This window comes from Streptomyces sp. HmicA12 (assembly GCF_000373565.1).
Classification (GTDB): Bacteria; Actinomycetota; Actinomycetes; order Streptomycetales; family Streptomycetaceae; genus Streptomyces.
Genome location: NZ_KB891831.1, coordinates 401,666 through 423,288, shown reverse-complemented (window position 1 = coordinate 423,288; position 21,623 = coordinate 401,666). Strand labels below are relative to the sequence as shown.

Annotated in this window: 15 protein-coding genes and 1 pseudogene; 8 read left to right on the top strand and 8 right to left on the bottom strand. The window is 72.5% G+C overall.

Annotated elements, in window-relative coordinates; genetic code table 11:
* Positions 1 to 217: 217 nt before the first annotated feature.
* Positions 218 to 1,279: a chitinase gene (locus B072_RS0132070; RefSeq protein ID WP_018534066.1), complete on the top strand. Its 1,062-nt coding sequence runs from the start codon at positions 218 to 220 to the stop codon at positions 1,277 to 1,279.
* Positions 1,280 to 1,351: 72 nt separating this feature from the next.
* Here B072_RS0132070 and B072_RS0132065 read toward each other — a convergent pair whose 3' ends face one another.
* The 6 genes from B072_RS0132065 to B072_RS0132040 all read right to left on the bottom strand — a co-directional run bounded on the left by B072_RS0132065 (position 1,352) and on the right by B072_RS0132040 (position 8,658).
* On the bottom strand, positions 1,352 to 2,011 hold the full coding sequence (locus B072_RS0132065) for a histidine phosphatase family protein (RefSeq protein WP_018534065.1): 660 nt from the start codon (positions 2,009 to 2,011) through the stop codon (positions 1,352 to 1,354).
* Between the two features lie 91 nt (positions 2,012 to 2,102).
* Positions 2,103 to 3,506, bottom strand: a complete 1,404-nt coding sequence (locus B072_RS0132060) for an MFS transporter (RefSeq protein ID WP_018534064.1) — start codon at positions 3,504 to 3,506, stop codon at positions 2,103 to 2,105.
* A 103-nt stretch (positions 3,507 to 3,609) separates the two neighbouring features.
* A complete protein-coding gene (gene hutG / locus B072_RS0132055) occupies positions 3,610 to 4,569 on the bottom strand; it encodes a formimidoylglutamase (protein ID WP_018534063.1) in 960 nt (319 codons plus the stop codon).
* Positions 4,566 to 6,233, bottom strand: a complete 1,668-nt coding sequence (gene hutU / locus B072_RS0132050) for a urocanate hydratase (protein WP_018534062.1) — start codon at positions 6,231 to 6,233, stop codon at positions 4,566 to 4,568. The genes hutG and hutU overlap by 4 nt, the downstream gene beginning before the upstream one ends.
* Positions 6,234 to 6,405: 172 nt before the next feature.
* The gene (locus tag B072_RS0132045) at positions 6,406 to 7,191 is read right to left on the bottom strand and encodes an IclR family transcriptional regulator (RefSeq protein WP_018534061.1); all 786 of its coding nucleotides are present in this window, start codon (positions 7,189 to 7,191) and stop codon (positions 6,406 to 6,408) included.
* Positions 7,192 to 7,287: 96 nt separating this feature from the next.
* Positions 7,288 to 8,658 (bottom strand): sugar porter family MFS transporter, encoded by a 1,371-nt coding sequence (locus B072_RS0132040; protein ID WP_018534060.1) that lies wholly within the window; start codon positions 8,656 to 8,658, stop codon positions 7,288 to 7,290.
* Between the two features lie 137 nt (positions 8,659 to 8,795).
* Here B072_RS0132040 and B072_RS0132035 point away from each other — a divergent pair, with 137 nt between their 5' ends.
* From B072_RS0132035 to B072_RS0132010, 6 genes and pseudogenes are all read left to right on the top strand, one after another.
* Positions 8,796 to 9,452 carry a maleylpyruvate isomerase N-terminal domain-containing protein gene (locus B072_RS0132035; protein WP_026246518.1) on the top strand — a complete coding sequence of 219 codons (657 nt, stop codon included), beginning with the start codon at positions 8,796 to 8,798 and terminating at the stop codon, positions 9,450 to 9,452.
* Positions 9,453 to 9,533: 81 nt separating this feature from the next.
* A pseudogene (locus B072_RS44595) lies at positions 9,534 to 9,983 on the top strand (hypothetical protein).
* A gap of 209 nt (positions 9,984 to 10,192) precedes the next feature.
* The gene (locus B072_RS0132025; protein ID WP_018534056.1) at positions 10,193 to 10,384 is read left to right on the top strand and encodes a hypothetical protein; all 192 of its coding nucleotides are present in this window, start codon (positions 10,193 to 10,195) and stop codon (positions 10,382 to 10,384) included.
* 120 nt (positions 10,385 to 10,504) lie between these two features.
* Positions 10,505 to 12,550, top strand: coding sequence for an SPFH domain-containing protein (locus tag B072_RS0132020; RefSeq protein ID WP_018534055.1), 2,046 nt, complete (start codon positions 10,505 to 10,507; stop codon positions 12,548 to 12,550).
* A 101-nt stretch (positions 12,551 to 12,651) separates the two neighbouring features.
* Positions 12,652 to 17,529, top strand: a complete 4,878-nt coding sequence (locus B072_RS0132015; protein ID WP_018534054.1) for a DNA repair ATPase — start codon at positions 12,652 to 12,654, stop codon at positions 17,527 to 17,529.
* An 89-nt stretch (positions 17,530 to 17,618) separates the two neighbouring features.
* Positions 17,619 to 18,677 carry a PucR family transcriptional regulator gene (locus B072_RS0132010; RefSeq protein ID WP_018534053.1) on the top strand — a complete coding sequence of 353 codons (1,059 nt, stop codon included), beginning with the start codon at positions 17,619 to 17,621 and terminating at the stop codon, positions 18,675 to 18,677.
* Between the two features lie 4 nt (positions 18,678 to 18,681).
* On the opposite strand, the gene B072_RS0132005 is transcribed toward B072_RS0132010, so the two are convergent.
* Positions 18,682 to 20,028 carry a VWA domain-containing protein gene (locus tag B072_RS0132005; RefSeq protein WP_018534052.1) on the bottom strand — a complete coding sequence of 449 codons (1,347 nt, stop codon included), beginning with the start codon at positions 20,026 to 20,028 and terminating at the stop codon, positions 18,682 to 18,684.
* On the bottom strand, positions 20,025 to 20,900 hold the full coding sequence (locus B072_RS0132000; protein ID WP_199791117.1) for an AAA family ATPase: 876 nt from the start codon (positions 20,898 to 20,900) through the stop codon (positions 20,025 to 20,027). Before B072_RS0132000 ends, B072_RS0132005 begins: the two co-directional genes overlap by 4 nt.
* 165 nt (positions 20,901 to 21,065) lie before the next feature.
* Here B072_RS0132000 and B072_RS0131995 point away from each other — a divergent pair, with 165 nt between their 5' ends.
* Positions 21,066 to 21,563, top strand: a complete 498-nt coding sequence (locus B072_RS0131995; protein WP_026246517.1) for a winged helix-turn-helix transcriptional regulator — start codon at positions 21,066 to 21,068, stop codon at positions 21,561 to 21,563.
* Positions 21,564 to 21,623: the final 60 nt, after the last annotated feature.

The window sequence follows — 21,623 nt, the reverse complement described above, 5'->3', positions numbered from 1 at the left end:
GTTGCAGCCATGACCGGTGTGTCGGGGACGCTAGGGAGGCCGTGTTTCGTCCGCGTTGCGCCGAGGAAACCGAACGGAACCGGCGGCTCTGACCCGGGATTTCATATTGGTCCAGACCCATTGACGAAAGGTCTGGACCTCCTTAACGTGCGTCATGCTCGCGACAACCCAGGCACCCCACCCCTGTCCGGCGATCAGCGATCACACGGGAGCCCCCATGCCCTTCCGCCCGCGCACCCCCCGCCTCATCGGCGCCGCCCTCACCGCCGCCGCCACCGTCACCGCCCTTCTCGCCACGGCGCCGACCGCCCCCGCCGCCGCGGCGGCCGACACCTGCGCCACGAAGCCGAGGCCGTCCGGCAAGGTCCTCCAGGGCTACTGGGAGAACTGGGACGGCGCCGCCAACGGCGTCCACCCGCCCTTCGGCTGGACCCCGATCACCGACCCCGCGATCGCGCAGCACGGCTACAACGTCATCAACGCCGCCTTCCCCGTCATCCGCTCCGACGGCACGGCCCTGTGGGAGGACGGCATGGACACCGGCGTGAAGGTCGCCACCCCCGCCGAGATGTGTCAGGCCAAGGACGCGGGCGCGACGATCCTCATGTCCATCGGCGGCGCCACGGCCGGAATCGACCTCAACTCCACCACGGTGGCCGACCACTTCGTCGAGACGATCGTCCCGATCCTGAAGAAGTACAACTTCGACGGCATCGACATCGACATCGAGACCGGCCTGAGCGGCAGCGGCGACATCAACCGACTCTCCGCGTCCCAGGCCAACCTGATCCGCATCATCGACGGCATCCTGGCGCAGATGCCGGCCGGCTTCGGCCTGACGATGGCCCCCGAGACCGCGTACGTCACCGGCGGCAGCGTCACGTACGGCTCGATCTGGGGCGCGTACCTGCCCATCATCAAGAAGTACGCGGACAACGGCCGCCTGTGGTGGCTCAACATGCAGTACTACAACGGCTCCATGTACGGCTGCTCCGGCGACTCCTACTCGGCGGGCACCGTAGAGGGCTTCACCGCCCAGACGAGCTGCCTCGACAAGGGACTCGTCGTCCAGGGCGCCACCATCAAGGTCCCCTACGACAAGCAGGTACCGGGCCTGCCCGCCCAGTCCGGCGCCGGAGGCGGCTACATGACGACCGGTCAGGTGGCGCAGGCCTGGAACACGTACGGCGGGGCGCTCAAGGGACTGATGACCTGGTCGATCAACTGGGACGGGTCGAAGGGGTGGACCTTCGGGGACAACGTGAAGGGGCTGTCGTAGAGCGCCGCGGTCCGGTGCGAGCGCGAGGGGCGCTCCGGCGATGCCGGAGGGCCCCTCGCGTCAGTGGTCGGCTCAGGCCGAGACCGGTGCGCCCGTCGGCCCGTCGGCGTCCGGCGCGGGGTCCGCGGGGCCGAGCGGCTCGCCCTCCCAGACGAGGACCCGCCAGCCCTCCTCGGGCGCGCCGGAGAGGATGACGACGCCGGTGTTGGCGAGCGGGTGGGACCGGGAGTACTCCACGTCGACGTTCGTGGCCCGGGCCGCGACCCAGGTACGGATCGCCGCGCCGTGGCTGACCATCGCGACCGTCGCCGCGCCGGACGCGGCGGCCTCCGCGACGACGGTGTCGAAGCGGCCCAGGGCCTGGTCGCCGGTCTCGCCGCCGGGCATCCGGCGCGCGGTGTCGCCCGAGGACCAGGCGAACGCGGTCGTCATGTAGACGTGCGCCGCCTCGTCGTCGCCGCGCATCTCCAGGTCGCCCGCGATCAGCTCCCGGATGCCGTCACGGATGTGCGGCTTCAGCCCGGTCGCGGCGGCCAGCGGCGCGGCCGTGAGCTGGGTGCGCAGCAGCGTCGAGACGTACAGGGCGCCGATCTCCTCCTGCGCCAGGGCCTCCGGCAGCGCCGCGGCCTGCTCCTGGCCGAGCGGGGTCAGGCCAGGGCCCGGCGCGTCGGTGTCCAGCAGATGCTTCAGATTGGACGGCGTCTGGCCGTGGCGGATGAGGATCAGGCGCATGCGGAAATGCCTCCCGGGGGTCGTGAACGGTCTTCTTCCACTGTGTCACCCGAACCGTGCGTGTCACCCGAACCGGGGGACCCCTCGGCCGCTAGTGCACCATCTCCTCGGCCGTGACCGTGTCCTTCGTCTCAGGCGCCCACAGGAAGCTGCCGACGGTGCCGAGGGCGAGGACGCCGGCGAGCCAGGCCATCGACCAGCCGACGCCGACCGCGGTGAGGCTGACCGGCAGGACGAAGGTGCCGACGGCGGAGGCGACGCGGCTGGAGCCGTTGAGGAGGCCGACACCGGAGCCGCGCAGCGGGGTGGGGAACAGCTCGGCCGGATACACCTGGGTGATGTTGGAGGCCCCGGCCATGATGAACGTGTACAGCAGGAACGGCACCATCAGCCACCAGGCTCCGGCGCCGGAGAGCAGCGCCATCGCGGACAGACAGACGGTCATCAGGAGGAACGACCACGTCGTGAACGGGCGCCGGCCGACCCGGTGCAGCGGCCACAGGCCCAGCACGCCGCCCGCCAGCAGGAAGAGGTTCAGGAGCACGTACTGGAGGTCGGCGTCGGAGACGCTCAGCGCCGACAGGATCGACGGGACGAACGTGTAGATCGCGAAGTACGGCAGCACCTGAGCGCTGTAGAAGAGGACACCGAACCAGGTGTTGCGGCGCTGCCCCTTCGCGAACAGGTCGCGGTAGCGGGCCGTGCTCTTCGGCCGCGCGCCCGGCTTCTCGGTCAGCGGGCGGGCGTCTCTCTGGCCCAGGTAGTCGCGGCGGATCCTGGCCGCCTCCTCGTGGCGGCCGCGGGTGTCCAGCCAGGACGGCGACTCGGGCGTGCCGATGCGCAGGACGAGCACGAGGACCGCCGGTATCGCGCCGGAGGCCAGCAGCCAGTGTGCGGCCGAGTCGCTGAGCGGCACGAACGTGCCGAGGATGTTGGCGACGACGTAGCCGACGGTCCACATCACGGTGAGCGAGCCGAGGAGGATGCCGCGCAGCCGGCGCGGCGCGAACTCGGAGAGCAGCGTCGGGCCGACCGCGTAGTCCGCGCCGAGTCCGAAGCCGATCAGCAGGCGCAGCACGAACAGGGTCGCCGGGTCGTGGGCCCACAGCTGCGCGGCCGAGGCCAGCGTGATGAGGATGAAGTTGGCGACGTACAGCTTCTGGCGGCCGATGCGGTCGGCGAGGCCGCCCAGCAGGATCGAACCGAAGAAGAGGCCGATCAGCGCCGAGGCACCGAGCAGGCCCTGCCAGACACCCGACAGGTGCATGGTGTTCGTGAGGACGGGCAGGGCCGCGCCGATGATGCCGAGCGCGTAGCCGTCCGAGAAGTTGGCGCCGAAGGTGGTGGCGGTGACCCGCCAGTGGAACCGGGTGACCGGTTCGTCGCCGCCCCCGGAAGAGGCGGCGGAGGCGGACGAGGCGGACCCTCTGGGCACGCCGCCCGACGCCGGATCGCGGGTCGCGGCTTCAGTGTCGAGCTGCTGCGAGAGTGCCATACGTGCACCTCCAGGTGGAGCGGAAGGACAGGAGAAAACTGGAGAAAAAGGGAGTGGGGCGGCGGCCGTGAGGGCGGCCGCCGCCCCGGAACGGGAACCGGACTCAGGGCTTGAGCGGCTCCCACGAAAGGGCCGTGCGGTGGATCAGGCGGGCGGCCGCGCGAGCGGTGCGCCGGTCCACGTCGTACGACGGGTTGAGCTCGGCGACGTCGCACAGGGCGAGCTTGCCGGAGGCGGCGACGCGGGCGCAGACGCGCTCGACCACCGGGATCGGGACACCGTACGCGGCCGGGGCGGACACCCCGGGCGCCTCGGCGGCCGGCAGGACGTCCAGGTCGATCGTCAGGTGGGCCACGTCGCAGCCGTCCAGGAACGTGTCGACGAAGGCGTCCACGGCCGGCAGGTTGTCCACCCCGCACTCGGTGTCCGGCAGATGCCGTACGCCGAGGTCGCGGGCGGTCGCGAAGAGCCGCTCCGTGTTCGCGGGCTGGCTGATGCCGAGCACCGCGTAGTGGAACGGGCGCCCCGCCGCGTGCTCGTCCCGAGCGATCTGCCGGAACGGGGTGCCGGAGCTCGGCACCGCGTCGTCGCGCAGATCGAAGTGGGCGTCCAGGTTGAGGATGCCGAGGCGCCGGCCGTCGTCGAGGAGGCCGCCGTGGGCCAGGGCCCGATAACTGGCATAGCCCACGGCGTGGCCGCCGCCGAGCACGAACGTGCGGCGGCCCGCGGCCAGGTGCGGGCCGACGAGCGCGCCGAGGCGCTCCTGCCCGGCGCTCAGGTCGCCGTCCGCGACGACGACGTCACCGGCGTCGACGGCGGTCGGCGCGTCGCCGGGCAGCGCGAGCCCGGCCAGGGCGGCGCGCAGCTCGGCAGGACCCTCGGCGGCACCGACGCGGCCCTTGTTGCGGCGCACGCCCTCGTCGGAGGCGAACCCGGCGAACACGAAGTCCGACCAGCTCTCCGCGGAGGCCGTACGGACCACGTGGTGCCAGCGGCGCAGATCCGGGTCCGGGCCGTCGTCGCGCCCGGACCAGGCGACTGCCGCGCGGTCGGGATCCGTCACTTGTCTCCCTCGCGCATGGGCACCCGCACCCCGCGCTCGGCGGCGACGTCCGACGCGTGCTCGTACCCGGCGTCGACGTGACGGATGACACCCATCGCGGGGTCGTTCGTCAGGACGCGCTCGATCTTGCGGGCGGCCAGCTCGGTACCGTCGGCGACACAGACCTGACCTGCGTGGATGGAGCGGCCCATGCCGACGCCGCCGCCGTGGTGGATGGAGACCCAGGAGGCACCCGAGGCGGTGTTGACCAGGGCGTTGAGCAGCGGCCAGTCGGCGATCGCGTCCGAGCCGTCCTTCATGGCCTCGGTCTCGCGGTACGGGGACGCGACCGAGCCCGAGTCGAGGTGGTCGCGGCCGATGGCGACCGGGGCCGACAGCTCGCCGGAGGCCACCATCTCGTTGAACTTCAGCCCGGCCAGGTGGCGCTCGCCGTAGCCGAGCCAGCAGATGCGCGCCGGGAGGCCCTCGAACGCGATGCGCTCGCCGGCCATGTCGATCCAGCGGTGCAGGTGCTTGTTCTCGGGGAACAGCTCCTTGATCGCGCGGTCCGTCTTCGCGATGTCCTCCGGGTCGCCGGACAGGGCGGCCCAGCGGAACGGGCCGAGGCCCTCCTCGAACAGCGGGCGGATGTGCGCGGGCACGAAGCCGGGGAAGTCGAAGGCGCGGTCGTAGCCGGCCTTGCGGGCCTCGTCACGGATCGAGTTGCCGTAGTCGAAGACCTCGGCGCCCGCGTCCAGGAAGCCGACCATGGCCTCGACGTGCGCCCGCATCGACTGCCGCGCCTTGTCGGTGAAGGCGGCCGGGTCCTTCTCGGCCTCCGTGTGCCAGTCCTCGACCGAGATGCCGACGGGCAGGTAGGAGAGCGGGTCGTGGGCCGAGGTCTGGTCGGTCACGATGTCGATCGGGGCGCCGCGGCGCAGCAGCTCTGGGAAGACCTCGGCGGCGTTGCCGACGACACCGATGGACAGGCCGCGCCGCTCGTCGCGCGCCTGGACCGCGAGCTCCAGGGCGTGGTCCAGGCTGTCGGCCTTGACGTCCAGGTAGCGGGTCTTGATGCGGCGGTCGATGCGGGTCACGTCGACGTCGACGCAGATCGCGACGCCCTCGTTCATCGTGACGGCGAGGGGCTGGGCGCCGCCCATGCCACCGACACCGGCGGTCAGGGTGATGGTGCCCGCGAGCGTGCCGTCGAACTTCTTCCGCGCCACGGCGCCGAAGGTCTCGTACGTGCCCTGGACGATGCCCTGCGAACCGATGTAGATCCACGAGCCGGCCGTCATCTGGCCGTACATGGTCAGGCCCGCGGCCTCCAGCTTGCGGAACTCCTCCCAGTTGGCCCAGTCGCCGACCAGGTTGGAGTTGGCGAGCAGCACGCGCGGCGCCCACTCGTTCGTGCGCAGCACGCCGACCGGCTTGCCGGACTGGACGAGGAGCGTCTCGTCGTCCTTGAGCGTCTTGAGGGTGCGCACGATCGCGTCGTACGCCTCCCAGGACCGGGCCGCCTTGCCGGTGCCGCCGTAGACGACGAGCTTGTCCGGGTACTCGGCCACCTCGGCGTCGAGGTTGTTCATGAGCATCCGCAGGGCGCCCTCCTGCTGCCAGCCCAGAGTGGTGAGCTCGGTGCCGCGCGGGGCGCGTACGGGGCGAGGGGCGGAGCCGGTCATGAGACCTCCAGGTGACGCGGAAGGGGTGGATCACCGTCTCGGACGGGAGACGGTTCGTGCTCCGACATCACAGAAGACGGAGCGGGACCAGACCAGTACGGCCGTGAACATGTCTCGGATCCGAGACGAATGTTGGTCGGTGCGCGCATGAGGCCGACGGGTCCGGGGCGGGTCACGCGGGGGAGTGCCCGAGCATCGAGGCGGTGAGCCGGGCCGCGGCCCGCCGCAGCCGCTCGGCGATCTCGTCGACGGAGTGGTGCCCGGCCGCCCGGCGCCAGGTCGTGGACAGGGCGGCGACCGGCTGCCCGAGGTGGTCGAAGGCGGGCGCCGCCAGCGAGCGCATGCCCTCCGACACCAGCTCGACCTCCTCCGACCAGCCCCGCTCCCGCTCGACGGCGAGGCTGCGCCGCAGCTCGGCGGGGGTGCGCGGTCCGCGTCCCGTACGGGTGAGCAGCGGCCCGGACGGGAAGAGCGCGCGTACCTGGGCGGGCGAGGAGTGGGCGAGCAGGGCGCGGCCGTTCGCGGTGAGGTGGGCGGGCAGCCGGACGCCGACGTCCGTGACGAGTTCCGGCGCGGGCTCCGGGGCGTGCGAGGCCGACGGCAGCTCTTTCAGCAGGTAGACGCTCTCCGTCCCGTGCAGCACACCGAGGTGCACGGGCTGCCCCAGCTGCTGGGCGAGAGCGCGCACGAGCGGCCGGGCGAGCCGCTCCAGGGGCTCGTGCCGCAGATAGGCGGAGCCGACCTCGAAGGCGGAGACACCGAGCCCGTACAGCTGTCCCTCGGGGATGTACGTGACGAAGCCGCGGTCCACCAGGACGGTGAGGATGTGATAGACGCTGGACCGCGGAATGCCCAGGTCGGCGGCGAGTGCCGGAGCGCGCACCGGGCCCGGCCGGCTGGACAGGTGGAGCAGGATGTCCAGGGCGCGGCCGACGGCCGGCGAAGCGCTGGTGGGCATGGGACGGCACCGCCTTTCGCGAATGGTGCTGCCTGGCGGAGCCTACGTGGGAGAGCTGTGATCTGGGAAAATGGCGATCTTCGCGCAGGATTCCCGTCACGACAGGCGGACCCGCAGCTCCTCCTCCAGTTCCTCCAGGGTCCGGCCCTTGGTCTCGGGCACGTACCGCCGTACGAAGCCGAGCGCGACGAGCCCCGCCCCGACGAAGAGGAAGAACGTGCCGGCGATCCCGATGCCGGAGACCAGCGGCGGGAAGAGCAGCCCGACGGCGAAGTTGGTGAGCCACAGCACGACCACGGCCACGCCCATCCCGAAGGCCCGCATCCGCATGGGGAAGATCTCGGACAGCATCAGCCAGGTGACCGGTGAGATCGCGCCCTGCTGGAACGCGAGGAACGTGACGGTCATCGACAGCACGGCGAACGCGCGGCCCGTCCCCTCCGGGATCGCCAGCGAGAAGACGCCGATCAGCAACAGGCAGCAGATCGTGCCCAGTTGACCCGTCATCAGCATCGGGCGGCGCGGCACCCGGCCCAGCAGCCAGATGCCGACGAACGTGGCGAGGACCGAGATCACGCCGTTGGCGATGTTCGCGGTGAGCGCGGCGTCGGAGGTGAACCCGGACTCGGTGAGGATCTGGGTGCCGTAGTACATGATCGTGTTGACGCCGGTGATCTGCTGCACGACCGCGAGGCCGAAACCGATCAGCATCAGGCGGCGCAGCCACGGCGTGGACATGAGGTCGTGCCGGCCGCCGGAGCGGGCGCGCGCGTCGTCGGCGGCGAGCACGGCGACCTCGTCGACCTCGGCACGGGCCCGCGCCTCCGGTCTGACCTGCCGCAGGACGTCGAGCGCCGCGTCGCGCCGACCGTGCGCGGCCAGCCAGCGCGGGCTCTCCGGCATCACCAGCATGCCGAGCCACAGCACGAGCGCGGGCAGCGTCGCGACGGCCAGCATCCACCGCCACACCCCGTCGGACTCACCGCCGAGCCGGGCGATGACCGCGTTGCAGGAGAAGGCGAGCAACTGACCGGTGACGATCATGAGTTCGTTCCGGGTGACCAGGGCGCCGCGTCGCTCGGCCGGTGAGATCTCGGCGAGATAGACGGGCACCGTCACCGAGGCGCCGCCCACCGCGATCCCGAGCACGAAACGGGCCACGACCATGAACGCGGTCGTCGGCGCGAAGGTGCAGGCGACCGTCCCGGCGACGAACAGGACGGCGAGCAGCAGGATGCCGCGCCGCCGCCCGCTCCGGTCCGCGACCCTGCCGCCCAGACCGGAGCCGAGCGCCGCGCCGAGCAGCAGCGAACTCGTCACCATGCCCTCGGTGAAGGGCGTCAGGCCCAGGTCGTCGCTCATGTACGGGAGCGCGCCGTTGATGACCCCGGTGTCGTAGCCGAAGAGCAGACCGCCGAACGTCGCGATCACCGTGATGATCCACAGCCGCCGGGACACGTCGCTCATGGGGCCGCCTCCGGGTGGGTGGGGTGGGGGTACGCCGCCCGCCGGCGGACGCTGACGCCGATCATGCCCACCGGGGCCCGGGGGAGCCGGAAACGACGCGCCCCCGCCCCCCCCGTCGCGCCGGTAGCGTGCGGGGCGTGGATCTCTTCTCACGCACCTGGACGGCCCTGCTCGAGGCGGTCGGGAACCTGACGGCCGAGGACTTCGCCCGGCCTTCCGGCTGTACGGGCTGGCTCGTCCGGGACCTGGTCTGCCACCTCGTCATCGACGCCCAGGACGTCCTGATCACCCTCGTCACGCCGGCCGACACCGCGCCGACCCGGGACGCGGTGACGTACTGGACCATCGACGACCACGAGGCGGGCGGCGACGATCCCCTCGCCGCGCTGACGGTCCGGCTCGCCGCCGCGTACCAGGACCCGGCGCTGCTCACGTTCCACCTCGACGACGTCGGCTCCGCCGCGGGCCGCGCGGCCCGGCTCGCGGACCCCGCGCTGCGGGTCGCCACCCAGGGCGAGGTGCTCACCGCGGGCGACTACCTCGACGCGTACGTCCTGGAGTGGACCCTGCACCACCTCGACCTGATCGCCGACCTTCCCGGCGCGGCCCGCCCGCCGGCCGAAGGGCTCGCCCGCGCACGGCAGTTGATCGAGGGGATCGCCGGGGGCCCGTTCCCCGCGGCGCTCCCGGACACGGACGTCCTGCTGATCGGCACCGGGCGGCGACAGCCGGACGAGGCGCAGCGGGCCGCGCTGGAGCGGAGCGGTGTCCGCTACCCGGTGGCGCTCGGGTGAGAACGATGGGCGCGTCGGCCGACGCCTCGTAGGGTGAGGTGCCGTACGGCGCGAGCGGACCGAGCAGGGGGAGAGGCGTACATGCCGACATGGGGGCTGGTCGTCGAGACGACCGTGGGCACGGGGGACCGCAAGCACATCGAGGCTGCCGTGGCGGCGCAGGTGGAGGGCTCGCGGGACGACGCGCTCGCCGAACTGGAGCGGCGGGCCCGGGCGTTCGTGCCCACGCATCCGATGAGCCCGAAGCGGCGTCGGCTGTACCGGCAGACGGACGGCTTCCTGCTGGTCGTCGAGGGGGCCTGGCAGACGTTCAGTACGCGGTTCACGGTGGCGGAGCTGCTGGCGGACTCGGCGGCGCCTTAGCCCGCGCCGCCGGTGGAGCCGGTGGCGGAGACCCCCGCGGCGCCGGTCCCGAAGCCGGTCCCGAGGCCCGTTCCGAAGTCCGCGCCGGAGCCGGCTCCCTTCGTGCGCTACGACGAGGACGGCATCCCGGTGAAACCGTCCTGGCTGGGGCGCCCCGATCTCTCGTGACCCGCACCGGTGCGGAGACGCCCGGGCGTCGGTCATCGGCATCAAGGACGCGTAAAGATTGCCGGGATCCGGCAATGCGCCGCACGGGGTCGCCGGGCCAGGATGAGGGCGGCAGAAACGGGGGCCGAACCCCGGTGCCGGACCCCGGAAACGGGGTCCGGCACCGGGGTGGAGTCGAGCGCGGTGGCAGCAGCGAAGGGGGCGCGGGAATGGGGGAGTTCCTCGCTGCCGTCGTCGGGTTCCCCGGACTGACGCTCAGTTGCGCGCTCGTCGTCGCCGCGGCCACGCGGCTGCCGATCGCGACAGGGCGGGCCGACGTGGCCACCTCCGACATCGTGTACGGCGCGATCAAGCACGCCCCTGACGAACCCGGGCCGCCGTCGTACGGCGTGCCTCGCTAGCCCACCTCCGCCCGGAGGGCTTCGGCGTCGCCGGACGCGTACGACGCGGCCACCCCGGATCCTGCTTCTCTCGTCCTCGTCACGGGGTGCCGACTGCCCCCGGATCCAAAGGATTTCACCATGGATGCCACCACCGTGGGCATCGGCGTGTCCGCCGTCGTTGTCCTGCTCGTCGTCGCCGTACTGGGCTTCGCGTTCGCCCGATTGTTCCGCAAGGTGGAGCAGGGCAAGGCGCTGATCGTCTCGAAGATGCGCGCGGTGGACGTGACGTTCACCGGGCAGGTCGTGCTTCCCGTGCTCCACAAGGCCGAGGTGATGGACATCTCGGTGAAGGCCATCGAGATCACCCGGACCGGACGCGACGGGCTGATCTGCCGGGACAACATCCGCGCCGACATCCGGATCTCGTTCTTCGTGAAGGTCAACAAGACCGTCGACGACGTGATCCGGGTCGCCCAGGCGGTCGGCACCGCCCGCGCCAGCGACCAGAAGACCCTCCAGGAGCTGTTCCACGCCAAGTTCTCCGAGGCGCTCAAGACCGTCGGCAAGCAGATGGACTTCACCGACCTCTACACCAAGCGCGAGGAACTGCGCTTCAAGATCATCGAGGTCATCGGTGTCGACCTGAGCGGCTACCACCTGGAAGACGCGGCGATCGACTACCTGGAGCAGACACCGCTCGCCCAGCTCGACCCGCACAACGTCCTCGACGCCCAGGGCATCCGGAAGATCACCGAGCTGACGACGATCGAGCACGTGCGCACGAACGAGTTCCAGCGCACGGAGGAGAAGGAGATCACCCGGCAGAACGTCGACGCCCGGGAGACCATCCTCGAACTGGAGCGGCGCCAGGCCGACGCCGAGATCAAGCAGAAGCGCGAGATCGACACCGTACGGGCCCGCGAGGAGGCCGAGACGGCGCGCGTCGTGGAGGAGGAGCGGCTGCGCTCGCAGGGCGCGTTCCTCGCCACCGAGGAGAAGCTCGGGGTGCAGCGCGAGAACCAGGCCCGCGAGGTCGCCGTCGCGCAGAAGAACCGTGAGCGCGTCATCGCCGTCGAGAACGAGCGGATCGAGAAGGACCGCCTCCTCGAAGTGATCGCGCGGGAGCGGGAGACGCAGCTGACGCGGATCGCCGCCGAGAAGGAGGTCGAGGCGGAGAAGCGGGAGATCGCCGAGGTCATCCGCGAACGCGTCGCCGTGGACCGCACGGTCGCCGAGCAGGAGGAGTCCATCAAGAAGCTGCGCGCCGTCGAGGAGGCCGAGCGCGACCGGCAGGCCGTCGTCATCGCCGCCGAGGCCGAGGCGCAGGAGAAGCTCGTCAAGGACATCAAGGCCGCCGAAGCCGCCGAACAGGCCGCGACCCACCGCGCGGCCGAGCGACTCACTCTCGCCGAGGCCCAGTTGAAGGCGTCCGACCTGGAGGCCAGGGCCAAGGTGCGGCTCGCCGAGGGCATCCAGGCCGAGAACGCGGCCGTCGGGCTCGCCGAGATCCAGGTGCGCGACAAGGAGGCCGAGGTCATCGAGAAGACCGGGCGCGCCGAGGCGGAGGCCACCGAGGCCCGGATGCGGGCCGAGGCCGAGGGCGACCGGGCCAAGGCGCTCGCGCAGGCCACGGCCATCGCCGAGAAGCTGAAGGCCGAGGCCGAGGGCATCAACCGGAAGGCCGCCGCCATGGCCGCCCTCGACGACGCCTCGCGCGGCCACGAGGAGTACCGGCTGCGCCTGGAGGCCGAGAAGGACATCCGGCTCGCCGGCCTCGACGCGCAGCGGCAGGTCGCCGAGGCACAGGCCACGGTGCTCGCCACCGGCCTGGAGAACGCCGACATCAACATCGTGGGTGGGGAGTCGGCCTTCTTCGACCGGCTGGTCTCCTCGATCTCGCTCGGCAAGGGCGTCGACGCCTTCGTGCAGCACTCCGACACCGCGCAGGCCCTCGCGAGGCCCTGGCTGGACGGCTCGGCCAGCTTCACCGAGGACATCGGCAGGATCCTCGGCTCGGCCTCCACGGCCGACGTGCAGAACCTCACCGTCTCCGCTCTCCTGATGAAACTGATGAACAGCGGCGGCGCGCAGGCCGGACAGCTGCGGGAACTGCTGGACAAAGCAGGCCAGTTGGGCGTCGCCGACCTGCCGCTCGGTCACCTCAACGGCGCCGCGCGCGTCTGACCGCACAGACCGGCCGGGGTCACCGTACGGGGGTCGGTGGCCCCGGCCATTCAGGACCGCGGGACTTCCAGCACCGCGGGGAACGAGAAGGAGCGCCGTAGATGAAGACCGGGACGGCCGGGCCGGTCGACGGCCTGGACGCGGGAACGTACGAGGTGCTGCGTGACAGGCTCGCCGCGCAGGCCCGCGAACTGGCAGACCGCACCGACGAGTTGAACGAGCGGCGCGGCGTCGCGTTCGGCTCCACCGGGCTGACGCTCACCGGCACCGCGGCCGTGCGCACCGACACCCCGCGGCTCGCCCGTGACGTCGTCGCCGTCGGGGGCGCCCTGCTGATCGGCGTACGGGACGTCCTCGGCGCCCGGCCGCCCGCGGTCGGCGACATCCTCACCCTGCACGCCCCGGACCGCGACTGGGCGCGACTGCCCGACGAGGCCGTGCCCGGACTGCTCGACGACCCGGCGTTCGCCGCCGAGTTCGCCGCCCTCTTCCGCTACTACCGCGACAGCCGCCTCCTTGAACTCCGCCTGATCGACGGCAAGTTGCTCGCCGTGTTCCAGACCGGCGACAAGGCCGCCGACATCCGCGTCCTGCGCTGGGAACTGGACCCGTCCGGCGGCGGCGCCCGGTTCCTCGACGCGCGCGGCGACCGGGACGACGTCCGCCCGCCCGCCCACGACATCACCTGGCAGGACACGACCCGTGAGGACCACGTCCTCGGCCGCCACCCGCACGTGGCGATCCAGGGCGGTGAGCTGTACGTGTCGACCGTCGGCGGCAGCCTCACCGTCAAGACCGACGACGACACCGAGACCGGCGAGGGCATCCACACCGAGCCGGTCGACGAACCCCTCCAGTCGCTCGCCGACGCCGACATCGCGCACGCCCGCGTGGGCCCGCTGATCCTGCTGCGCGTGCGCCCCTACAAGGAAGAGACCGAGCGGCACCTCGTCTTCGACACCCTCACCAAGACCGTCGTCCGCCTCGACGGCATCGGGCAGGCGTGCCGCGTCCTCCCCGACGAGCAGGGCGTCGTCTTCCCTGGCGGCTACTGCCTGGCCGCCGGCCCGCACAAGACGTTCGACGCCGTCGACACCGCCGGCCTCGCCTACGAGCGCACCGTCCGCGCCCCCGACGGCGAGCACGTGCTCTACGTCTTCCGTGCCCGCGCCGCCGGCCGCACCCTGCTGCTGCCGTACCACCTCATCCGCAAGGAGATCGCCACCCCGCTCACCGGCCGAGGCCACGCCCTGTTTGACGACGGCACCCTCGTACTGCTGCGGGACGACGCCGCGGGCGAACCCGCGCGGACGCACGCCGTGCAGACCTGGTCGACGCCGTTCGCCGCCGACACCCACGCGACCCGATCCGGTTCCGGCGACCCGGAGCTGGCCCGCATCGGCAACGCGGAACTGGTGCGCGGCATCGCCGACTGCCTCTCCCTCGTCCGTACGGTCCAGGAAGCCGCCCGCACACCGACCTCCGCCGCCTACGAGGCCCTCGCCGCCGCCTGCGAACGCGTCACGGACTCCTACCCCTGGCTCGGCGACACCGGCGAACTCCGTGACGTCGTCGACGTGTTGCGGGCCACCGCCACACAGATCATCACCGAGTACGCGACCGTCCGCGACCTCACCCGAAAGGCCGACGACGCCCTCGGCGAGGCCGCCGCACGCACCACCACCCTCGTGCGCCGCATCCGCGGCGAGGCGCCGCGCAGCGCCCACGAATGGGTCGACCGGCTCACCGAACTGCGGCGCGCACAAGGGCAGTTGCTCACCCTCAAAGAACTGCGGTACGCCGACGTCGAGCAGATCGACAGCCTGGCCGGGGACCTCGCGGCCGACCTCGCGTCGGCGGGCGCCCGCGCCGTCGCCTTCCTCGCCAGGCCCGACGCCCTCGCCGCCCACCACGCCGACCTCCACCGGCTCACCGAACAGGCCGGACAGATCGCCACCACGGCCGAGGCCGCACCGGTCGCCGAGCGCGTCACCGAACTCGCCGACCAGCTGCGCACCGTCGCCGATGTCGTCGGCGGCCTCGACATCGACGACGCGACCGTACGGGCCGACGTCCTGGAGCGCGTCGCGGGCGCCCTCGCCGGGGTCAACCGTGCCCGCGCCACCCTGGACGCCCGCCGCCGCGAACTCGCCGTCCACGAGGGGCGGGCCGAGTTCGCCGCCGAACTCTCGCTGCTCGGCCAGGCCGTGGCCGGTGCCCTGGCGGCCGCCACGACGCCGGAGGAGTGCGACGACCAGCTCGCCCGCCTGCTGCTCCAGCTGGAGAACCTGGAAGGCAGGTTCGCCGAGAGCGACGACTTCCTCGCCGACCTCGACGCCCGGCGCATCGAGATCCACGAGGCGTTCGCCACCCGCAAGCAGACCCTCGCCGACGCCCGCGCCCGGCACGCCGAACGCCTCGCCGCGTCCGCGCACCGCATCCTGGAGACCGTCGCACGCCGCCTGGCCGGCCTCGGCTCCCTCGACGAGATCAGCACGTACCTCGCCTCCGACCCCATGGTGGCCAAGGTCCGCCGCACCATCGGCGAACTGCGCGAGCGCGACGACCAGGTCCGCGCCGACGAACTCGACGGCCGGCTCTCCGCCGCCCGCCAGGACGCGCTGCGCGCCCTGCGCGACCGCACCGAGCTGTACGCCGACGGCGGCACCGCACTGCGCCTCGGCCGCCACCGCATCGCCGTCAACGGCCGCCCGCCCGAGCTCGCCCTCGTCCCGCACGGCGACGACCGCATGGCGTACGCCCTCACCGGCACCGACTACCGGGCCCCCGTCGACGACCCGGCCTTCACCGAACTCCGCGACCACTGGGGCCAGTCGCTGCCCTCCGAGAACGCCCACGTCTACCGCGCCGAACACCTCGCCGCCCGCCTCCTCGCGGAACACGGCCCCGAGGACCTCCTCGCCCGCGACGACCTGGCGGCCCTCGTCCGCGCCGCGGCGGAGGAGGCGTACGACGAGGGACACGAGCGCGGCGTCCACGACCACGACGCCACGACGATCCTCGCCGCGCTGCTCCGCCTGCACACCGAAGCGGGCCTGCTCCGTCACACCCCGGCCGTCCGCGCCGCCGCCCAGCTCTTCTGGGCCCACGCGACCGACGGGGCCGAGCGCGCGCAGTGGACCCGCCGGGCCGTGTCCCTGGCCCGCGCCCGCGACACGTTCGGCCTGGCACCCGCGATCGACGACTGGTGCGCCGAGCTCGCCGAGCGGATCGGGGACAAGGGCACCGCTCACCCACCACACGTCGCCGCCTACCTCTTCGAGGAGCTGACCACCGGCCCCGCGGGCTTCGTCACCTCCACCGGCGCCCGCACCTTCCTCGACAAGTTCCGCCGCGCCGTGGACAGTTCGGCCTACGAGGACGATCTCGCCGCCGTGCCGGAGCTCACCGCGCGCCGCTCCCTCGTCGAGGCCTGGCTGACGGCGTACGCGAGCGCCGCGGGCGACGGCGCCGGCGACCTCCCGGAGGCCGTGGCCATCGAGCTCTGCCCGGAGCTCGACCGGTACGACACCGACGCCCCGCTGACCGCCACCGTCGAGGGACTGCTCGGCACCCATCCCCGGATCGACGGCCGCCGCCTCACCCTCCGGCTCGACGAACTCCTCTCCCGCACAAGGGACTTCCGCGAGCGCGTCGTCCCGGGCTTCCGCGCCTACCAGCGGCTGCGCACCTCCCTCGTCGCCGCCGAGCACGCACGGCTGCGCCTCGACGAGCACCGGCCGCGCGTGCTGCCCACCTTCGTGCGCAGCCGGCTCGTCGACGAGGTGTACCTGCCGCTGATCGGCGACAGCCTGGCCAAGCAACTGGGCACCACGGGCGGCCTGTTGCTGCTCCTCTCGCCACCCGGATACGGCAAGACGACACTCGTCGAGTACGTCGCCGACCGGCTCGGCATGCTCCTCGTGAAGATCGACGGGCCGGCCCTCGGGCACACCGTCACCTCCCTCGACCCCGCCGAGGCCCCGAACGTCACCGCCCGCCAGGAGATCGAGAAGGTCAACTTCGCGCTGGAGGCGGGCAACAACGTCCTGCTGTACCTCGACGACATCCAGCACACCTCGCCCGAACTGCTGCAGAAGTTCATCGCCCTGTGCGACGGGCAGCGCCGCATGGACGGCGTGTGGAACGGCGAGCCGCGCAGCCACGACCTGCGCGGCAAGCGGTTCGCGGTGTGCATGGCCGGCAACCCGTACACCGAGTCGGGGCAGCGCTTCCGCATCCCCGACATGCTCGCCAACCGCGCCGACGTGTGGAACCTCGGCGACGTCCTGACCGGCAAGGAGGACGTCTTCGCGCTGAGCTTCGTCGAGAACGCGCTCACCGCCAACCCGCACCTCGCCCCGCTCGCCGGCCGCGACCGCGCCGACCTGGACGTCCTGCTGCGGCTCGCCGCGAACGACCCGACGGCCCGCGCCGACCGGCTCAGCCACCCCTACGCCCCGGCCGAGACCGCACGCGTCGTCGCCGTGCTGCGGCACCTGTGCGCGGCCCGGGACACCGTCCTCGCCGTCAACGCCGCCTACATCGCCTCCGCCGCCCAGTCCGACGACGCCCGCACCGAACCCCCGTTCCTGCTCCAGGGCTCCTACCGGAACATGAACAAGATCGCCGCCCGCATCGACCCCGCCATGAACGACGCGGAACTCGCCGCCGTCCTCGACGACCACTACACCGGCGAGGCCCAGACCCTCACCACGGGCGCCGAGGCGGGCCTCCTCAAGCTCGCCGAACTCCGCGGCCGGATGAGCCCCGAACAGGCCGACCGGTGGCGGGAGCTGAAGGCCGCCCACGTGCGGGCGCGCACCCTCGGCGGCGCCGACGGCGACCCCGTCGTCCGCGCCGTCGCCGCGCTCGGCCTGCTCGCCGACCGCGTCGCCGCCGTGGAGTCCGCCATCACCCGCGCCACCGGCCCCGACCGGCCGACCGCCCCCGCCGCACGTCACGCGCACCGCCCGTGACCGGGCGAACCACGGACCCCCGCACGATCGTCCCCGTCGGCAGTGCGTTAAAAAGACGGAGCCGACACAGCACGACAGCGAGGGCGAGCATGGCCGACCACGACATACCCGCCCCGTATCTGCACGGGTACGCGGACCTGCTCGCCGACGCCTCCGCCACCGGCCGCCGCCTCACCCGCGACGAGATCGCCGCCCGCCGCGCGCTCGGCGAACAGGCCGCCGAGGCCGGGTACGGACTGCGCGCCCTGGTCGCCGCCCACCTGGCGGACGCCCGTGTGAACTGGCCGGCCGGCGGGGTCGCCCCGGACAGCGTCATGGCCGCCGTCGAACAGGCCCTCGACGCCTTCGCGGAGGGCTACGAACGCGCCCAGCGCCAGGCCATGCGCCAGGAGGAGGCGGCCCGCCGCGAGTTCATCGACGACCTCCTCTACGGCCGCAGCGACCTGGGTCAACTCGCCGAGCGCGCCGAGCGGTTCGGCCTGCGCCTGTCCCACGAGCACGCCGTCGCCGTGGCCGAGGGCGAGGCCGCGTACGACGAGGGCGACGCCGCGCCGCGCAGCGTGGAGCAGGCGATGATCGGCCGGTTCGGCGACCGCGACATCCTGCTGACCACGAAGGACGGCCGCCTGGTCTGTGTCGCCCCCGGCGACCAGGCGGAGATCCTCGGCTTCTTCGCCAAGCAGGCCTACGCCGCCACCGACGGCGGCCATGTCGCCATCGGCCGCCCCCAGCCCGGTCCGGGCGGCGTCGTCCAGTCCTACGAGGAAGCCCTGAGCACCCTCGAACTCGCTGAACGCCTGGAGTTCGACGACCCGGTGCTGCACGCCGCCGACCTCCTCGTCTACCCGGTGCTCACCCGCGACCGGCAGGCCATGGCGGACCTGGTGCGCTCCACGCTCGGGCCGCTGCGCGAGGCACGCGGCGGGGCCCAGCCGCTCGTCGACACGCTCGTCGCCTACTTCGACTCCGGCTGCGTCGCCGCGGAGGCGGCCCGGCGGCTCGCACTGAGCGTGCGCGCGCTGACGTACCGCCTGGAACGCATCCACAAGCTGACCGGCGCCGACCCCTCCGACCCCGTCTCCCGCTACACGCTGCAGACCGCGGTGATCGGCGCCCGTCTCCTCGACTGGCCGAACCGTCCCCTGTAACCGCCTACACGGGCAGGAGGCGTCCCACCAGCGCGCTCAACTGCCGTGCGTTGCGGCACTCGTACATCTCCACGACGTCCCCGTAGAGCCCGGCCGCCGAGTCGCCGGTGTCCCACTGGGAGCGGGACTCCGGGTTGAGCCAGTACGTGCGGCGGGCGGCGCGCGCGATGCGGCGCAGGGCGGGCAGGTTCGGGTCCTGCTGGTTGTTGCGGGCGTCGCCGAGGACGAACACGGAGGTGCGCGGGCCGACCGCGGCCCCGTAGCGCTCCACGAACTCGCCGAGCGCCGTGCCGTAGTCGCTGCTGCCGTGCCAGCCGGTCAGCGTCGCCTCCGCGGTGATCCGGCCACTGAGGCCCTCCGGGTCGGCGGCGCCGTGCGCGATCAGCTCGGTGACCTCGTCGACACGGTTGACGAACGCGAACACGCGGATCTTGCTGAACTGGTCGTGCAGCGCCTGGACGAGCAGCATCGTGAAGTTCGCGAAGCCCGCCACCGAGCCGGACACGTCGCAGAGCAGGACCAGTTCGGGGCGGGACGGGCGCCGCTTGCGCAGCACCGGATTCATGGGCACGCCGCCGGTCGACAGCGAGCCACGCAACGTACGGCGCAGGTCGATGTGGCCGCGCGCGGCCCGCCGCCGACGGGCCGCGAGACGCGTGGCGAGCTTGCGGGCCAGCGGGTGAACGGTCCTTCTCAGCTCGGCCAGTTGGTCCTTGCCCGCGTACAGGAACAAGGTCCTGTCGGGCGTCTGCACCGGCATGCGGCGGGCGATCTCGTCCCGGTCGCGCGCCTCGGCGACCCGCCGCCGGGCCTCCCCGCGCACCTGCGCGCGGAACGCCTCGATGCGGCGCCGGATCTCGTCGGCCTCGATCCGGTCGGTGAACGCCCCCGATCCGCCGCCGCCCGCCCGGATGCCCGCCATGATCTGCGCGAGGAGCGTCTGGGGGCGCAGCCGGTCCAGGGTCTGCTGCGATGACCAGCCGGAGCCGCCGTCGTAGCCGCCGAAGCCGGCCACTGCCTCCGCCGCCAACCGGGCCGTCGCCGCGCGGTCGTCGGCCGCCAGCGCCTCGGCGAGCCGCTCGCGCAGCTCGTCCCGGTCGACCGTTCCCGACGGCTGCTCCGGCGCCCCGACGGCGCGCGGGAAGTACAGCTCGAAGACCGGGTCGAAGACGGCGCGCTGCCCCTGGTCGTGCAGGAGCGCGGAGGCGAGGCCCTCCCGCAGGTGGTCCCGGTTGTCGAGGCCGAGCGCCGCGACGGCCCGCGCCGCGTCCACGCTCTCGCCCGTGCCGATCCGGACCCCGTGCGCGCGCAGCGCCCGCACCAGCGACGTGACCCGCTCGGCGGTGCTCACACGGCGTCCAGGTCGAGCTTGGCCGCGGCAGTCTGCACGTCCTCCTGGTGCTTGAGGACGACGCCGAGCGTCGCCCGTACGACCTCCTCGTCGAGCCGGTCCGCGCCGAGCGCGAGCAGGGTGCGCGCCCAGTCGACGGTCTCCGCGACCGACGGAACCTTGCGCAGATCCATCGCGCGCAGCGCGCCGACGACGCGTACCAGCGACTCGGCGAGCACGGTGTCCAGCTCGGGCACCTTCAAAGCGACGATGCGCCGCTCCAGCTCCTCCTCCGGGAAGCCGATGTGGAGGAACAGGCAGCGGCGGCGCAGCGCCTCGGACAGCTCACGGGACGCGTTCGAGGTGAGGACGACGAACGGGCGGCGCGTCGCCTGGATCGTGCCGAGCTCCGGCACCGTCACCTGGAAGTCGGAGAGCACTTCGAGGAGCAGCCCCTCGACCTCCACGTCGGCCTTGTCCATCTCGTCGATGAGCAGGACCTTGGCGTCGTCGTCGCGGATCGCGCTGAGCAGCGGGCGCGCGAGCAGGAACTCCTCGCTGAAGATGTCCGTCCGCGTCCGGTCCCAGGTCTCGTCGCGCCCGGCGGTGATGCGCAGCAGCTGCTTGGCGTGGTTCCACTCGTAGAGCGCGCGGCTCTCGTCCACGCCCTCGTAGCACTGGAGCCGGATGAGCCGCGCGTCGCCGATCGCCGCGACGGCCTTCGCCAGTTCGGTCTTGCCGACGCCCGCCGGGCCCTCCACGAGCAGCGGTTTGCCGAGCTTGGCGGCGAGGAAGACGGTGGTCGCCACGGCGGGGGAGGCCAGGTAACCGGTCTCGGCCAGACGGGCGGTGACATCGTCCACGGACGCGAACGTGAACAACGGGGCCTCCAGAGCGGTGCGTAGCGGAGCCTTCAGCTGATCAGTCCCGGCGGCCGCCCACAACAGGGTTGAGCGCTTTCATGGCGAACGTCACGTCCTGAGTCTTGTACAAGGACTGACAAGGACCGGCACGGACTGAGCAGGGTTCACTCGGCGGGCCGTCCGTATCCTGACCTCATGAGGCGCACTTCCTTTGCCGACTGGCCCTGCTCCATCGCCCGCACCATGGACCTCCTGGGCGACTGGTGGACGCCGCTCGTGCTGCGCGAGGCGTTCTACGGGATCACCCGCTTCGACGTCTTCCAGCAGGAGCTCGGCATCGCCCGCACCACCCTCGCCGAGCGGCTGCGCCGCCTGGTCGACGCGGGCCTGATGGAGAAGCGTGCCTACGAGACGGCGCCCGTCCGGCACGACTACGTCCTCACCGAGAAGGGCCGCGACTTCTTCGGCGTCCTCGCCGCCATGAACGCGTGGGGCAACCGCTGGCTGTCCGGCGACGAGGGCGCGCCGGTCGTCTTCGAGCACGACCGGTGCGGGCACGTCGCCGAGGCCGCCGTCGTCTGCGGCGACTGCGGCGAGCCGATGACCGCCGCCGACACCCGCCCGCGGATGGGCCCCGGCTACCCGGAGCGGCTCGCCGCGCGCCCCGACATCCGGGATCGTTTCACCCGCTGAACCGCGCCGCCCGACGACCGTGTACCTCTTGACTTGGTGAGTCCATCTACGAAACTCTCA

Excerpts from the sequence above, each read along its gene's own strand:
- B072_RS0132040 (WP_018534060.1), bottom strand. The coding sequence starts at position 8,658 with ATGAGCGACGTGTCCCGGCGGCTGTGGATCATCACGGTGATCGCGACG.
- B072_RS0132025 (WP_018534056.1), top strand. The coding sequence starts at position 10,193 with ATGGGGGAGTTCCTCGCTGCCGTCGTCGGGTTCCCCGGACTGACGCTC.
- B072_RS0132065 (WP_018534065.1), bottom strand. The coding sequence starts at position 2,011 with ATGCGCCTGATCCTCATCCGCCACGGCCAGACGCCGTCCAATCTGAAG.
- B072_RS0132010 (WP_018534053.1), top strand. The coding sequence starts at position 17,619 with ATGGCCGACCACGACATACCCGCCCCGTATCTGCACGGGTACGCGGAC.
- B072_RS0132020 (WP_018534055.1), top strand. The coding sequence starts at position 10,505 with ATGGATGCCACCACCGTGGGCATCGGCGTGTCCGCCGTCGTTGTCCTG.
- B072_RS0132060 (WP_018534064.1), bottom strand. The coding sequence starts at position 3,506 with ATGGCACTCTCGCAGCAGCTCGACACTGAAGCCGCGACCCGCGATCCG.
- B072_RS0132045 (WP_018534061.1), bottom strand. The coding sequence starts at position 7,191 with ATGCCCACCAGCGCTTCGCCGGCCGTCGGCCGCGCCCTGGACATCCTG.
- B072_RS0132015 (WP_018534054.1), top strand. The coding sequence starts at position 12,652 with ATGAAGACCGGGACGGCCGGGCCGGTCGACGGCCTGGACGCGGGAACG.
- B072_RS0132070 (WP_018534066.1), top strand. The coding sequence starts at position 218 with ATGCCCTTCCGCCCGCGCACCCCCCGCCTCATCGGCGCCGCCCTCACC.
- B072_RS0131995 (WP_026246517.1), top strand. The coding sequence starts at position 21,066 with ATGAGGCGCACTTCCTTTGCCGACTGGCCCTGCTCCATCGCCCGCACC.
- hutU (WP_018534062.1), bottom strand. The coding sequence starts at position 6,233 with ATGACCGGCTCCGCCCCTCGCCCCGTACGCGCCCCGCGCGGCACCGAG.